This window comes from bacterium, assembly GCA_035549195.1.
In the GTDB taxonomy this organism is placed as follows: domain Bacteria; phylum Oederibacteriota; class Muellerivitia; order Muellerivitales; family Muellerivitaceae; genus DASZRK01.
This window is the reverse complement of record DASZRK010000042.1, coordinates 1-14,406: the sequence shown is the minus strand read 5'-3', so window position 1 is coordinate 14,406 and position 14,406 is coordinate 1. Positions and strand designations below refer to the sequence as shown.

The following is a 14,406-nucleotide window of genomic DNA, read 5'->3' as shown; positions in this document are numbered from 1 at the left end:
CGGATATTGATTTTATCAGAGCTTTCCGGGGCCTGGAACTAGTTAACGGTCCCGTTCTGCACCGTCACCCCCTCCAACCTCAATAATTCGATCTTCCAACCCAGGCCGCTCCCGTAGCCCCCCAACCTATTGTTGGCCGCGATGACCCGGTGACAGGGGATGAGGATGGGGACCGGATTGCGGTTCAGGGCCTGGCCCGCGGCCCGGAAGCCCTTGGGGACGCCGGCCTTTTGGGCGACCCAGCCATAGGTGCGGTATTGGCCCCAGGGGATGGCGCTGGTCGCCGTGAGGACCCGTTGTTGGAAGGGCGTGAGGAAATAAAGGTCGTAGGTCCTCCAGGAAAAGGGTCGGCCGGACAGGGCTTTGCGGACCTCCGCTTGGAGCCTTTCATCCACGTTGGAGACCGGGGGCCGGTCGGCATCCGGTGCCTTGGGCAAGTAATCCCGCAGCTTCGCCATGGCCTTTGAAGGAGTGCTTTCGGGCAGGACCAGGGCCGACAGGCCCTTGGGGGTCCAGGCGGCCGCGCAAAAACCCTTCCCCGCTCGGAAGGGCCCCCACTTCATTTGCATGTCAGGCCTTCGCGCCACGGTCGCTCCCATTCCGGTTTCCCCGGATCCAAGCCAGCCCGTCCATCCGCAGGAGCTTGGCGAGGGTCAAGTAAACGATCCCGCCCGCCAGGACCGGCACGAGGAAATCGAAAAGGCGATGGCTGGGAAGATCGATGGAAACGACGGCCCGAAGCGCCGCCCAGGCGGCCGTGCCCATGACCAACGTGGCCACCAGCACTTTGGCCCCTTCCCGCAATTGGTATTCGCCGTCCAGCCGGATGGAGCGCTTAGCGGTCCCCAGGAGCAGGAGCCCGAAATTCACGAAGGCGCCCAGCACCGAAGCGAGGGCCAGTCCCCAGAAACGCCAATGATTGTCCTGCACGAAAAAAAAGGCCGCCGCGTTCAGGACGAAGTTCGAACCCATGGCGGCCAAGGAGGCCTTCAAGGGATATTGGGCGTCCCGGCGCGCGTAAAAGGCGGGTTGGAGGATCTTGGCGCCCGTGTAACCCACCAACCCCAGCGCGTAAAGGACCGTCGCTTCGGCGGAGAGTTGGGTGGCCTCATGGGTGAACTTCCCATATTCAAAGGCCAGCCGGCAGGCGGGTTCGGCCACGATCCAGATGCCGATCGTACAGGGCACCATCAGGAAGAAGGATGTGGAGAGGGCCCGATCGAGGGTCCGGGAGAACTCCCCCATCCTCCCGCCGCTGGATTGGCGGGCCAGCATCGGGAAGGTGATGGTGGCGATGGAGATGCCCAGCACCCCGTAGGGCAATTGGAACAGGCGGTTCCCGTAATAGAGGTAGGTCACGTAGCCGGTGGCGAGGAAGGAGGCGAAGAACTGGTTCACCAGCAGGTTCACCTGGAGGACGGACTGGCTCACGATGGCGGGCGCCAGGAGTTTCCACATCTCCCGCAAACCCGGATGGCGGGGGGGCCAAGCCCAGCGCAGGCGGATGCCCGACTTGAGGCCGTCGGGCACCTGGGAAAGCCATTGGAGGAGCATCCCGAGGGTCATGGAGACCGCCCAAAGCTGGACATTGCGGACCTCCTCTTGAGGGGTCGAGGCGGGCCAGAATTTCAGCAAGGCCAGTCCCATGGCGATCTGGGTCAGGTTCATGAAGACGGGCGCGAAAGCGGCCGCCGTGAAACGGTGCATGGAGTTCAGGGCCCCCATCCAGAGGGCCGCCAGGGACACGAAGGTCAGGACGGGGAAAAGGATCCGCGTCAGACGGATGGTCAGCTCGTATTTGTCCAGGTCCCCCAGGAAGCCGTGGGCGATGACCCAGACCACCTGGGGCGCGAATAGGATGCCCAGGGCGGTGATGGCCCCCGTGATGAGGCAAAGGAGGGTGAAGACCTGGGACATCAGTTCCCAGGCGTCCCTTTCCCTTCCCTTCTCCAGTCGGGCCGATAAGGAGGGAACGAAGGCGTTGGACAGGGCGCCCTCGGCGAAGAGGTCCCTGAGGAGGCTGGGGATGCGCACGGCCATGAAGTAGGAATCGGAGACCATCCCCGCCCCAAAGAGCTTGGCGTTCAGGGTGTCCCGGAGATATCCGGCGATCCGGCTGGTCCCGGTGGCCAGGGTGACCAGGCGGAAATGCCTTCCGGGGTGGTGGACGGGCCTGCGGGGACCGCGGGCGGCGGTCATGATTGACAGCCCCTGGGGGTTCGTTTACGATGACGCTTCATTTTTGGCCCCTTTTCGTCTTTGGGTGCTCAAACTGAAACCTGCAAGCTGATAACCGATTCTGGAGGCCTCATGCCGATCATCAAGTCGTCCATCAAGGATGTTCGCCGCACCAAGACCCGTACCGTCCGTAATTCGGCGGAAAAGAACAAGGTCCGCACCGCCATCAAGGTGGTCCGCGCGGCCAAGACCGCCGAGGAAGCCGCCGCCGGTCTCAAGGAAGTCATGAGCGTCCTGGACAAGGCCCAGAAGCACGGTCTGATCAAGGCCAACACCGCTTCCCGCCAGATCTCCCGCCTCTCCTCTTTCGTCCACAAGAAGTTCGGCAAGAAGTAACCGCCGGTCCTAACGGGCGGCCCTTCCCGGGGCCGTCCGCCCCTTTCCCCACTTCAAGATCCAGTTCTCCAACACCACCTTGGGCACCGTCTTGACCAAACGGCCCGTGACCACGCCCGCCTGAAGGTGGATGAGGTCCTTCAGGGCCTCCTTCAATTCATCGGGGCTGAAGAGGGCCGATTGCTCGAAGAGCGTCTTGGCCCGGAAAGGGTGCATCCCCAGCTTTTGGGCCACGTCCATCTCCCTCCAACCTTGGGAGCGTCCGATGGAGACCGCCAATAACTCCCGGACACGGTTATAGAGCAGGATGGTGGTCCCCGCGTCCACCCCGTCCTCCAGGAGCGAGAGCAGTTTCAGCGCCTTTTCCGATTGCCGGTTGGCGGCCGCGTCCACGAACTGGAAGATCCCCGATTCCACTCCCGGCACCGGAAGGTCGCGGACCTGGTCCACCGTGACCCGTTTTTCCGGATGGACGAAAAGGACCAGTTGGTCCAGGGCCTTCTGCAGGTAGGCGATGTCGTTCCCCACCTTTTGGACCAGGAGCTGGGCCGCTTCGTCCCCCATCTGGAGCTCCCGGGCCTGGGCCTGTTTACGGATCCATTCCCCCATCTTCCATTCGGGGATGTCCGAGCATTGGACGGTCCATCCCAGCCTCTCCATGGCGGCGACGGCCTTCACGGTCTTGCGCATGCCCGGGGCCAGGAAGACCAGGACCGCCGAGGGATTGGGGTTCTCGAAATAATCCTTCAATTGGGCCACGGCGCCTTCCGAGTGGCCGCCAAAGGTCTTCTGGGCGTTCTGGAGGACCACCAACTGGGACGAGGCGAAAAGGGACGAGGTCTGGGCGGCGGCGAGGACATCGGTCAGGGAGTGGTCCTGGCCGTCAAGGACCTGCAGGGATCCGTCCTTGTTCTCGCGGCGGAATTTCTCCCGGACGGCCTGATGGCCCTCGGCGATCACGCCTTCCGAATCCCCGAAGAGGAGCACCAGGGAGGGCAGGGGTCCTTTTTGAAGTCGGCTCTGGAAGTCATCGAAATACATGGGCCCTATTTTTCGATGGACTTGGGGATGGGTGTTTTGGAGATCGGCTGGGTCATGGGGAGCCCACTGCTCTGGGCGGCCGGGGCGGCGGGGACCATGGTGGCGATGGGGGTCGGGGACCGGCCGTCATCGGCCTTCACGTAGAAGAAGGTGATCCCGACCTTTTGGCCGTCCACGGTCAGGTGGATGGTGTAGAGCCCCAGGTCCCGGGGAAAACCGATCTGTCCATATTCGGGATGGAGATGGTCCATCCCCAGGGTCAGGGTCACCAGGAACCACTGGTAGGTCTCGTTCTGGATGGTCAAGAGCCGGTCGGTGAAGCCCACCTGGAACTGCTGGTCGAATTTGCAGACCTTGATCCCGGCCGGCGAATAGCACTCCACCGTGGCGGTGTGGATCCGGCTGGAGGGCTTCATGAGGAAATAGGCGTAATAACAGACCTGGTTGTTCTTGTTCAGGTAAAAGTAATTGACGCTGTTCTCCGGGTATTGGTTGACGATGCGGGTGGTGGTGATGAGGTGGCTGACGATGATGTCCTGGTTGGCCCCGGTGTTGTCCGTGGTCTCCTGGGGCGCATCCTGGACCTTGATGGTCCCGGTCTTGTCCGTGGCGCCTTTGGGCACTCCCCCGTTGATCCATTCCAGGTCGGCCATCGCGGCGGATGAAAAACAGAACAGGACCGCTGCGATCCATAATCTCGAATTCTTGATTTTTGATTTTCCATCCATGAACGTCTTGTCTCCCGATCGAGAATTAAGGACCAAGAATCAAAAATTGGTCTTTAGTAGCCTTCCAGCACGCGCCGCACGATGGTGCGGGCCATATCTTCCGCCAGTTGGGCCATGGCCTGGTCCTCGGTCTGGGTCACGGCCCCGACGTAATCGGGCGTGTAGTAGAACAGGCTGTGGATCTTTCCATTATCCTCGAAAAAGGTCTTTTTTTCCCTTTGGTCCACCGCGGCGATGTCGTAGGTCACCGATAACCGGTACTGGAGCACCGCGTTGGTCTTGGGGTCGTAATAGGAAGGGATCTTGTCCAGTTGGCGGATGACCACCTTGACCACCATGTCCGCGTGGTCCGGGTCCTCCAGGGGAATGCGTCCGTCGGTCTCGAACTGCCGGATCGTGGCTCGGGTGAAGAGGGTCTCCAAGCCGAAGTAACTGGTCCGGTTCTGGAAGAGTTCCACGCCGACGGTCTTGATGTAGGAAGGGACGATGAGGACGGCCGGGTGGCATCCGGATAAGAAAAAGATCGGGGCCACCAGGGCACCAAGGGAAAGGAAGGTCCGCTTGATTCTTTTCTCGGTCATCTTCATGCCTTCCTTCGTGACCTTCGCGGTCGGGATCAGCCGTTGTTTTTGACGATCAAGTTGGCCAGTTTGTCCTGGATCCAGATGACCTTGGCCACCTTGTCCGGTGGGGCGAATTTCTGCACTTGATCGTTGGCGAGCAGCAGTTCCCGGACGGCCTTCTCGTCCAGACCGGCGGGAACGGTCATCCGGGTGCGGACCTTGCCGTTGACCTGCACGGGGATCTCCACGTTGTCGGCCTTGAGCAGGGCGGGGTCGTGGACCGGCCATCCGGCGGAGGCCAAGGCGTTCCCGTTCCCGAGGCGTGACCAAAGCTCCTCGGCCAAGTGGGGGGTGAAGGGACCCATGAGCCGCAGCATGGCCTCCAGGGCTTCCCGCAGGATGGGAGTCTTCGACCCTTCCTGTTCCTTATAGGCATAGAGCTCGTTCAAGAGCTCCATCATGGCGCTGATGGCGGTGTTGAACTTGAAGCCCTCGGTCATGTCCTGGGTGATCTTCTGGATGGTCTGGTGGGTCTTCCGCCGGACTTCCTTGTCGGGGTCGGAGGAGGCCTGGGGCGTTCCACCGTTGGCGAAATCGGGTCGCTCGAGGATCTCCAGGGCCATCTTCCAGACGCGGTTCAGGAAACGGAAAGGTCCCTCCACCGCCCGGTCGTCCCATTCGGCGTCACGCTCCGGGGGCCCGATGAAGAGGGTGTAAAGACGGTAGGTGTCGGCCCCGTAGCGCTTGATGAGATCGTCGGGCTGGACCGAATTGCCCTTGCTCTTGGACATCTTGACCCCGCCCTTGGTGATCATGCCCTGGGTGAAGAGGCGCTTGAAGGGTTCGTCGAAGGAGATGAGGCCCAGGTCCTTGAGGACCTTGGTGATGAACCGGGAATAGAGCAGGTGCAGGATGGCGTGCTCGACCCCGCCGATATATTGGTCCACCGGGAGCCACTGGTCGGCGACCTTGGGATCGAAGGCCTGCTTTTCGTTCTTGGCCGAGACATAGCGCAGGAAATACCAGCTCGAATCCACGAAAGTGTCCATGGTGTCGGTCTCGCGCCGGGCGGTTCCCCCGCATTTGGGGCAGGTGGTGTTCACGAAATCAGGCAGTCCCTTCAAGGGCGATTCGCCGGTCGGCTTGAATTCGACGGCCCGGGGCAGTTTGACCGGCAGGTCCTTTTCAGGGACCGGCACCCAGCCGCACTTGGGGCAGTTGATCATGGGGATGGGCGCGCCCCAGTAGCGTTGGCGGGAGATGAGCCAGTCCCTCAGGCGGAAGGTCACCGCGCCCTTGCCCAGGCCCTTCCCTTCCAGCCATTCGGCCATCTTCTTCTTGGCCGAGGCCACGTCCAGGCCGTCCAGGAAGCCGGAGTTGATGAGCTTCCCGTCGTCCGTATAGGGCTCGTTCTGGGGGTCGTAGGTGTGGTTCGAGGACTTCCAGGCGTGCTTGACCTCGTCCGAGGGGTCGATGACCTGGACGATATGGATGCCGTATTTCTTCGCGAAATCGAAGTCCCGGGTGTCGTGGGCGGGAACGGCCATGATGGCCCCGGTCCCGTATTCCATGAGGACGTAATTGGCGATGAAGACCGGGATGGCCTTTCCGTTCACCGGGTTGACGGCCTGGATCCCCGTGTCCATCCCCAGCTTCTCGGCGGTCTCCCCCACCCGGTCCGTGGAGCTTTGTTTCTTCACCTTATCCACGAAGGCCTTCACTTCGGCTTCCTGGGGCTTGCCCTTCACCAGGGCGCCCACCAGGGGGTGTTCGGGGGCCAAGACCATATAGGTGGCCCCGAAAAGGGTGTCGGGACGGGTGGTGAAGACGGTGATGGTCTCGGAGGAGCCCTCCACCTGGAACCTGACCTCGGCCCCTTCGCTCTTGCCGATCCAGTTGCGTTGCATGGTCTTGACCCGGTCGGGCCAATTCTCGAGGCGGTCGATGTCCGTGAGGAGCCGGTCGGCATAGGCCGTGATCTTGAAGAACCACTGTTCCAGGTCCTTCTGCTCCACTTCCGAGTCGCAGCGCTCGCAGCGGCCGTCCACCACCTGCTCGTTGGCCAGCACCGTCATGCAGGAAGGGCACCAGTTCACATAGGCCTTTTTGCGGTAGGCCAGGCCCTTCTCGTGGAGCTTCAGGAAGATCCATTGGGTCCAACGGTAATAATCCGGGAGGCAGGAAACGACCTCCTTGTCCCAGTCGTACCCCATGCTCCAGTCGTCGAACTGGCCCTTCATGCGCTCGATGTTCTTGAGGGTCCAATCCTCGGGATGGATCCCTTTGTGGATGGCGGCGTTCTCGGCGGGAAGTCCGAAGGCGTCGAAACCCATGGGGTTCAGGACGTTGTAGCCCTGGGCCCGGAAATAACGGAAAACCGCGTCGCCGATGATGTAGTTCCGGCCGTGGCCGGCGTGCAGGAAATCCCCGGAGGGGTAAGGGAACATGACCAGCGTGTAGTATTTCTTGTCGGTCCGGGCGAGATCGCAGGAATAGGCGCCCTTTTCCTTCCAGGCCTTCTTCCAGCGGTCCTCGATCTCGGTGAAATTGTAGGCTTCCATGGTTCCCTTCCGGGGGTCTTAAGAGGGGTCGATTATAAGGTTTTTGTTTTCTGAACCCACATAAAAACCACTTTTACCGCCAGAACACAAAAGTCACCAAGAAGTCCCCATGGAAGAAGGCTTTGGGGAGTTGCTCTCGAAGATCCCTTGGTGAACTTGGTGGTTCAGCCCGTCTTACGGGTTCACCATATGCTTATGCGACAAGCCAAGGGCGCCCACGACATAGAAGCTCCAGGCCAGGAAGAGCTGGTAGACCGGAACGGGCAGGACCTTGAGCAGGGTCGGGAGGAAGGACGGTGGAAGCCCTTGGAAGAGGGAGGCCCACTGGGATTGTCCGAGGAAGAGGTCGATGCAGAGGACCAAATGGACGAAAGGGACGACGAAGAGCGCCATCCGGGAGCCGCCTAGAAGGTAACCCGCGCAAACGAAAAAGGCCAGCCCCACCAGGGTCCAGTAGGCCACCGAGAGGGATGGGTCCACCGCGTATCCAAAGGCCACGGCGTTGGGGAAAAAGGTCCATCCGGCGAGGAAGCTGAAGGCGAGCGTCAGGTCCACGATCCCGGCCAGGATGAGATAGCCGTTCAATTTCAGTTTGGCCTGGATGACCTGGATGTCGGCCACCACCTGGCTGGAGGAGGAGGTGAGGTAGCGGATGCCCAGGAAGAACTCCCCCGCGGTGGGGTTCAATTGCTCCCGGCACCAGATCCATTGGCTGAAGAAAAGGAACAGGCCCGCTTGGGCCCAATAGGGCCGCCAGCCGGGGATGGTGAAGCAGATGATCCAGCCCAGGAACCCGCAGACCAGGACGTCCACATATTTGGACAGCATCTGGCGCACCAGGGTGGGCCGGGTGTTCTTTTTCCCTCCTGGAGGGGTGTGGGCGGTGGTGTGGGCGGTCATGGGTTCAGGAGGCCTTGGGAAGGTCGATGGTCATGGCCACTTCGTCGCAATCGGTGAATTTGGCGCAATGAATGCAATCCCCCCAGATCTTTTGCGGCAGGGTCAGTTTCTCCACTTTTTGGAACCCCAATTTCCCGAAAAACTCGGTTTGGTAGGTCAGGGTGAAGACCCGGGCCAGGCCCAGTTCCTCCCCGTCCTTCAGGCATTGACGGACCAATTTTTGGCCGATCCCCTGGCCTTGGTAAGGGGCCTCCACCGCCAGGGACCGCACCTCGGCCAGGTCCTCCCCCACCACATGCAAGGCCACGACACCGACGAGGGTATCCCCTTCGGTGGCGACCAGGAAGTCCCTTATTTTTTCGACCACCTGGGCGAAGGTCCGGGGCAACATCAGGCCCTTGGACGAATTCTGGTTGATGAGGTTCAGGATGGCGCGGGCGTCGGAAGGCTTGGCCCGGCGTAAGGTGAGGGTGTCCATGGGGTCCCCATAATAAAAAAGCCGGTCCCCCAAACCAAGGGGAACCGGCTTTTCTTGGAAAAAGTTACTTGGAAGCGAGGATGATCCCGCCGCCGATCACCACACCGCCGCCGTTGAGGGGGATCCCCAACAGTCCCTGGAACTTGAACTGATCGGCCCCCGCGCGGAAACCGGCGCCCAAGACCGAGCCGCCGTTACCGTTCTGGTTGGCGCCGATCTCCACCATGCCGGTGAAGTTATTGGAGAAGGGATAGCCCAAACCCGCGTCCACGGAAACGTAGGTTGCGCTGGAAATGTGTATCCCCATGTCACCGTTCACCAGCATGCCGCTGGGCAAGGTGTAGCTGACCACGCCGCGAGGCGTCACAATGGCGCTGCCGCCGCCGCTGGTGGGGATGAGCACATCACCGCCCAAGGCCAGACCCAGGTTCTCGTTCTTGGTGTGGAACTTGTATTTGCCGCCCAGATCGAGAAGGAAAATCGAGCTGGAATATCCGGTCGCGCTCTGGAGCTCCAGGTCGCCAGCGGCGGAAAGTTCGACGTTATCGGCGATGCCAAAATGGCCGCCGAAGGGGATCCCGAAATTGTTCACGCCGGAAACGGGCGAACTATAGAGAAGGTGGGCCGACCCCTCGATGGTCCGCAAAGCGGCCACATCGGCGGTGTCACCGAACAAGAGGCCCGAACGGCCCCAGGTGTTGGTGCCCGAAAGATAATGCTTGGGAGCGCTCATCGAATGGCTCTCGGCCTTCTTGGTCTCCTTTTTCTCTTCCTTCTTCGTCTCCTTCTTTTTCTTCTTCGACGTCGCGGCGTTGGCCGGAACGGCGCAGAAGGCCAAGGTCATGACCAAGGCGAACAACCCCAAGACCAATTTCTTCATTGCTTCCTCCGTTGTGGTGGTACGGGCCCAGTCAGGGGGACCCGCTATTTGCCGCGCATTCTAGCATAGAGCTCCCGGGCGTGGGAACGGGAAGTCTCCGAAAGTGGTTCCCCGCCCAGCATGCGGGCCAGTTCGTCGATGCGCTCGTTTTCCCTGAGACGCAGGACTTGGACGCTCGTTTTGCCGTCCTGGATCGATTTTTGGACCTGTAAATGGCAGTCCCCCAGTCCCGCGATGGGGGCCAGGTGGGAGATGCAGAAGACCTGTTTGCCCTTGGAAAGGTGATCGAGGAGTTTCGCCACCGCCGGAGCGGTCCTCGCTCCCACGCCGGTGTCGATCTCGTCGAAGATGAGGGTGGGAACTTCATCGCTTTCGGCCAGCACGGTCTTCAAACCCAACATGACGCGGGACGCCTCCCCGCCGGAGGCGACCTTGGCCAGCGGGCGCTGGGGTTCGCCCGGGTTCGCGGAGAAAAGGAACTCCACCCGGTCCCAGCCTTGGGCAGAGATCTGCAGGCGTTTGCCCTTTTCCATCGCCGGACTTTGCCCGTCCTCGACCGGGACCACTTGGACCCCCATTCGGGCATGGGTCAGGCCCAGGTCCTTCAGGGTCGTCTCGACCTCTTGGGCCAGCTTGGCGCCCGCTTGGGCGCGCTTGACGCTCAAGGCCGAGGCGGCTTCCTGGTAGGCTTCGGCGGCCTTGCCGATCTCCGTTTCGAGGGTCTTCAACCGGTCCTCCCGGCCTAGGAGGCCCTTCAGTTCCTGGCGGCTGCGCTCCAGATAAGCGAGGATCTCCGGGACCGAGTTCCCGTATTTCTTCTTGAGCGTGTGGAGGGCGTCCAGTTTGTCCGAGACTTCCTGGAATTCGTCGGGGCTGAAGGAATATCCCTCCAGCTTCCGGGCCAGTTCGTAAGAGACCTGGTTCAGGGATTCCTGCACCGCCTTGGCCTCACCCAACCAGTTTTCCAGGTCCGGGTCCAGCCGGGCGGCGTCCATCAGGCGTGAGAGGGCGGCGCCGAAAAGGCCGGTGGCTCCCCCTTCCCCCTCCTCGTCCAAGAGGCGCTGGGCCTCGGACAATTGTTTGGTGATCTTTTCGGAGCCCCGCATGACCTGGTAGCGGCGCTGGAGCTCCTCCTCGTTCAGGGTCTCCACGCCCGACTCCTCGATCTCCTGGACCTGGAACTGGAGAAGGTCGGTCCGGCGGGCGATCTCCCGGGCATCGCCCCCCAGGTGGGTCCTCTCGGCCAGGAGGTCGGAGAGCCGCTCGGCGGCCAGGGCCGTCCGGTCCAGTTGCTTTTCCAAATGCCCGAAGGCGTCGATCAACCGGCGGTGGCGGCCGACGTTGAAGATGGCCTGGTGCTCGTGTTGGCCGTGGATGTCCAGGAGCCAGTCGCCCAGTTCGGAGATCAGGGAGGCGGTCGCCATCTCGCCGTTCACGAAACTGCGGGTCTTTCCGGAGGAGCGGGTGAATTCCCGCTTGATGAGGACCTCGCCGCCTTTGGCTTCGATGCCCCACTCCGAGAGTTTCTTGAGGGCCGGTGAGGAAGGCGGTACCTGGAACAGGGCTTCGACCACCGCCCGTTCCTCCCCGGCGCGCAGGGTATCGGCGGAGATGCGGTCGCCCAGCAGAAAATAGAGGGCGTCCACGATGAGGGACTTCCCCGCGCCGGTCTCGCCGGTGAGGACGTTGAAGCCGGGTTCGAACTCCAAGACGACCGTTTCGACGATCGCGAAGTTCTTGATGGAAAGCTGGCGGAGCATGGCAACACTATATTTACCGGGTTTTGGTTATTCAACGTGGTTGGGGTCCCCGTCTTAACGTCCATGTGACCTTTCCCCCATTGTCCTCGCCCGCCGCAGAGCCTATCTTGTTGCCATCCCCGAACCAGGAGGCAGTCCATGGCCCTTTTCCGGACCAGCAACCCAGCTTTGAAGGACAACACCTTTACCAGCCAAGGAATGGTCGACAGTTCAGAGGCCATGACCCTCGGTGGAACGGCGGAAAAGAGCGCAGCCCTTCTTTTCCTGGTCGTCGCCGCCGCCGCGTTCACCTGGAATTACGCCACCCACTTGGAAAGCAATCCCATCCTTTTCCCGATCCTCATCGGTTCCCTGATCCTGAGCTTCATCCTGGGCCTCGTCATCATTTTCGTGAAGACGACCGCTCCCTATCTTTCCCCCCTCTATGCCCTGGCGGAAGGATGCCTCCTGGGGGCCATTTCGGCCTTCTACGAGATGCAGTTCCACGGCATCGTCTTCCAAGCGGTGGCGCTCACCTTCGGTACCATGGCCACCCTGCTCTTCCTCTACCGGGCCCGTATCGTGCGGGCGACCGAGAATTTCAAATTAGGCGTCCTGGCCGCCACCGGGGGCATCGCCATCTATTATCTTGTGGATATGGTCATGGGATTTTTCGGGAGATCCGCGCCCCTCATCGACTCCGCTACCCCCATGGGCATCGGCTTTTCCGTCGTGGTGGTGATCGTGGCGGCTTTGAACCTGGTGCTGGATTTCGACTTCATCGAAAGGGGCGTCGAGGCCAGGGCGCCCAAATACATGGAATGGTATGCCGCCTTCGGGTTGTTGGTGACCCTGGTCTGGCTCTACCTGGAGATCCTCCGGCTCCTTTCCAAGACCCGGCGCCGCTGAGGCCACAGGGTCCCGGCTTTTTATGCGGTCCCTGGATTTTCATCCCCGTTCCATGCCGTAATAGGCCATCCCACCCTTGGAGGAAGAGATGAAAAAATTGGCGTTGGCGGTGCTTCTGGCGGTCGTCGGAACGGTCCACGCGGCCGATCAAGATACGGTCTATCAATTCAAGATGAGGAACATCGACGGAAAAATGGTCCCCCTTTCCAAGTACAAGGGGAAGGTCCTGATGATCGTGAACGTGGCCAGCAAGTGCGGGCACACGCCCCAATATGCCGGCCTGGAAAAGCTCTACGAGAAGTACAAGAAGGAGGGTTTTGTGATCCTGGGCTTTCCCTGCAACCAGTTCAGGGAGCAGGAACCGGGAACGGACAAGGAGATCAAGGCCTTCTGCACCAGCAAATACAACGTGACCTTTCCCCTCTTCGACAAGATCGAGGTCAACGGGGACAAGGCGGTCCCCCTCTATCAGTTCCTGAAGAAGGCGGAGCCGGAAGAGGGAGGTTCCACCGAGATCGGCTGGAACTTTACGAAGTTCCTCATCGACCGCAAGGGCCATCCCCTGAAGCGTTTCGTGACCAAGGTGGAGCCCGAGGAGACCGAATCGGCCATCCAGGAAGCCCTCAAGAAGTGACCCCACTTTGAAAAAGGGGATCAAGGGGGATTTGCCTTAGACCCCCCTCCCCTCTTAATGCCGGACCAATATCTTCACGATCTTCCGTCCTGTGATGCCCTGGGCGTCATAAAGCTCCACGACCGCCAGATAGATCCCACTGGCCTTTCCTGAAGTGTCCCAGGCGACCTGCCCGGTCCCGGGATCGCCGTTCAGGACGTCCACCAGTTCCCCCGCCACGTCATAGACGTGCACCTTCAAAGTGAGACCCGCGCCCGCCAAGGCCTGTAGGGTCGTGGTGGTCTTGGAGCCTGTCAGGACGTTCGGCTGGGCCACCACCTCTCCCCGATGCCCCACTTCCCCGCTCCCCACCACCGAGACGTTCTGGGTCTCGACCTTCGTCGTACCGCCGGCCGCCCATTGGGCTTCCACGATATATTGCCCGTTGGTCACGACGGCGCCCGAGTCGCTCCGGCCGTCCCAGAGCGTGGTAATGGCACCGTTGACGGTATCCAGGGTGACCCCGGTGGAACTGGGCAGTTGGGAACCTGCCGGGGCATCGGGGACGATCCGGGTGGACGATAAGGTCATTCCCTGCACGGATCCCGCCGTTCCATCCACCCATTGGTGATAGAGGTGCCGCACCAACTCTCCGGATTGGTTGAAGACATTCACCGTCAGGGTGGAGACGGAACGGTCCACGCTGACAGTCTGGCTCACGCTGTTCACCACCCCGTAGGGGTCCAAGGTGTCCACCTTGACGAAGTATTCCCCGTTGGAGACCGGGTTCCCTTGCGGGTTCAAGCCGTTCCAAGCGGCCAGCACTTGTCCGTTGTAGGACACCGAGACGGACTGGGAGAGGCTGGTGATGGGGCCCGAGGAGATCTGGGGTGAATCCAATACCACGAAGAAGTTCTGGGTCAGCAGGGTCTGTACCAGTTCCCCCGTCGAATTGTAAACGCTGATCATGACCGTATAGGGGGCGGCGACCGTGACACCGGCGCTTGCCACGGGCGAGGAGCCTTGCAGGAAAGAGGCCTGGGCTTGGTTCAAAAGGACCGTCTGTTCCACCAGCCCGCTATCCACCGTCACGCTGTAGGTGAGCAGGTAATGTCCCGGCGGGAGGGCCGGGAAGGTCCAGGTCAGGACCTTGCCATTGGCGGTCCGGGTCATGCCCGGGACGCTGGGAGAGACCGTCGCGAAACCCGCGAAGGTCACATGGTCCGGCAGGGTGTCCACCACGGTGACCCCGAGGGCCATGGATCCGGTGACATCCAGGTCCAGGGTGTAAGCGACCGTCTCCCCCATCTTGGCCGAGGTCTTGGATGGGATCTTTTGGAGTTGAAGCCCGGGGGTGGGCGTATAGGTATGGGTCGGCGTCATGGTCGCCGTCGGGGTGTGGGTGGCGGTGGGGGTCAGG

Annotated in this window: 14 protein-coding genes; 3 read left to right on the top strand and 11 right to left on the bottom strand. The window is 61.3% G+C overall.

The window, feature by feature from the left end:
• Nucleotides 1-38: 38 nt before the first annotated feature.
• Nucleotides 39-569 carry an MGMT family protein gene (locus VHE12_08775; protein ID HVZ80878.1) on the bottom strand — a complete coding sequence of 177 codons (531 nt, stop codon included), beginning with the start codon at nucleotides 567-569 and terminating at the stop codon, nucleotides 39-41.
• A gap of 1 nt (nucleotide 570) precedes the next feature.
• Entirely contained in the window at nucleotides 571-2,199 is a 1,629-nt protein-coding gene (gene murJ / locus VHE12_08770) for a murein biosynthesis integral membrane protein MurJ (GenBank protein ID HVZ80877.1), read from the bottom strand.
• Nucleotides 2,200-2,310: 111 nt separating this feature from the next.
• Here murJ and rpsT point away from each other — a divergent pair, with 111 nt between their 5' ends.
• Entirely contained in the window at nucleotides 2,311-2,574 is a 264-nt protein-coding gene (rpsT, locus tag VHE12_08765; GenBank protein ID HVZ80876.1) for a 30S ribosomal protein S20, read from the top strand.
• A gap of 9 nt (nucleotides 2,575-2,583) precedes the next feature.
• On the opposite strand, the gene holA is transcribed toward rpsT, so the two are convergent.
• The 8 genes from holA to recN all read right to left on the bottom strand — a co-directional run bounded on the left by holA (nucleotide 2,584) and on the right by recN (nucleotide 11,485).
• Complete coding sequence (gene holA, locus VHE12_08760; GenBank protein ID HVZ80875.1) at nucleotides 2,584-3,615, bottom strand: DNA polymerase III subunit delta; 1,032 nt, start codon at nucleotides 3,613-3,615, stop codon at nucleotides 2,584-2,586.
• A 5-nt stretch (nucleotides 3,616-3,620) separates the two neighbouring features.
• On the bottom strand, nucleotides 3,621-4,268 hold the full coding sequence (locus VHE12_08755; GenBank protein HVZ80874.1) for a hypothetical protein: 648 nt from the start codon (nucleotides 4,266-4,268) through the stop codon (nucleotides 3,621-3,623).
• Nucleotides 4,269-4,396: 128 nt separating this feature from the next.
• On the bottom strand, nucleotides 4,397-4,924 hold the full coding sequence (gene lptE, locus VHE12_08750; protein ID HVZ80873.1) for an LPS assembly lipoprotein LptE: 528 nt from the start codon (nucleotides 4,922-4,924) through the stop codon (nucleotides 4,397-4,399).
• A gap of 35 nt (nucleotides 4,925-4,959) precedes the next feature.
• Nucleotides 4,960-7,467: a leucine--tRNA ligase gene (gene leuS, locus VHE12_08745; GenBank protein ID HVZ80872.1), complete on the bottom strand. Its 2,508-nt coding sequence runs from the start codon at nucleotides 7,465-7,467 to the stop codon at nucleotides 4,960-4,962.
• A 174-nt stretch (nucleotides 7,468-7,641) separates the two neighbouring features.
• Nucleotides 7,642-8,367 carry a hypothetical protein gene (locus VHE12_08740; protein HVZ80871.1) on the bottom strand — a complete coding sequence of 242 codons (726 nt, stop codon included), beginning with the start codon at nucleotides 8,365-8,367 and terminating at the stop codon, nucleotides 7,642-7,644.
• 4 nt (nucleotides 8,368-8,371) lie between these two features.
• A complete protein-coding gene (locus VHE12_08735; protein ID HVZ80870.1) occupies nucleotides 8,372-8,845 on the bottom strand; it encodes an N-acetyltransferase in 474 nt (157 codons plus the stop codon).
• A 64-nt stretch (nucleotides 8,846-8,909) separates the two neighbouring features.
• On the bottom strand, nucleotides 8,910-9,725 hold the full coding sequence (locus VHE12_08730) for a hypothetical protein (protein ID HVZ80869.1): 816 nt from the start codon (nucleotides 9,723-9,725) through the stop codon (nucleotides 8,910-8,912).
• Between the two features lie 44 nt (nucleotides 9,726-9,769).
• Nucleotides 9,770-11,485, bottom strand: coding sequence for a DNA repair protein RecN (recN, locus tag VHE12_08725; protein HVZ80868.1), 1,716 nt, complete (start codon nucleotides 11,483-11,485; stop codon nucleotides 9,770-9,772).
• Between the two features lie 138 nt (nucleotides 11,486-11,623).
• On the opposite strand from recN, the gene VHE12_08720 reads away from it, so the two are divergent.
• Together VHE12_08720 and VHE12_08715 are read left to right on the top strand one after the other, a co-directional pair.
• Nucleotides 11,624-12,373 (top strand): Bax inhibitor-1/YccA family protein, encoded by a 750-nt coding sequence (locus VHE12_08720; protein ID HVZ80867.1) that lies wholly within the window; start codon nucleotides 11,624-11,626, stop codon nucleotides 12,371-12,373.
• An 88-nt stretch (nucleotides 12,374-12,461) separates the two neighbouring features.
• Entirely contained in the window at nucleotides 12,462-13,007 is a 546-nt protein-coding gene (locus VHE12_08715) for a glutathione peroxidase (GenBank protein HVZ80866.1), read from the top strand.
• 54 nt (nucleotides 13,008-13,061) lie between these two features.
• Here VHE12_08715 and VHE12_08710 read toward each other — a convergent pair.
• The coding region (locus VHE12_08710; GenBank protein ID HVZ80865.1) for a hypothetical protein at nucleotides 13,062-14,406 on the bottom strand (1,345 nt) is incomplete at its 5' end.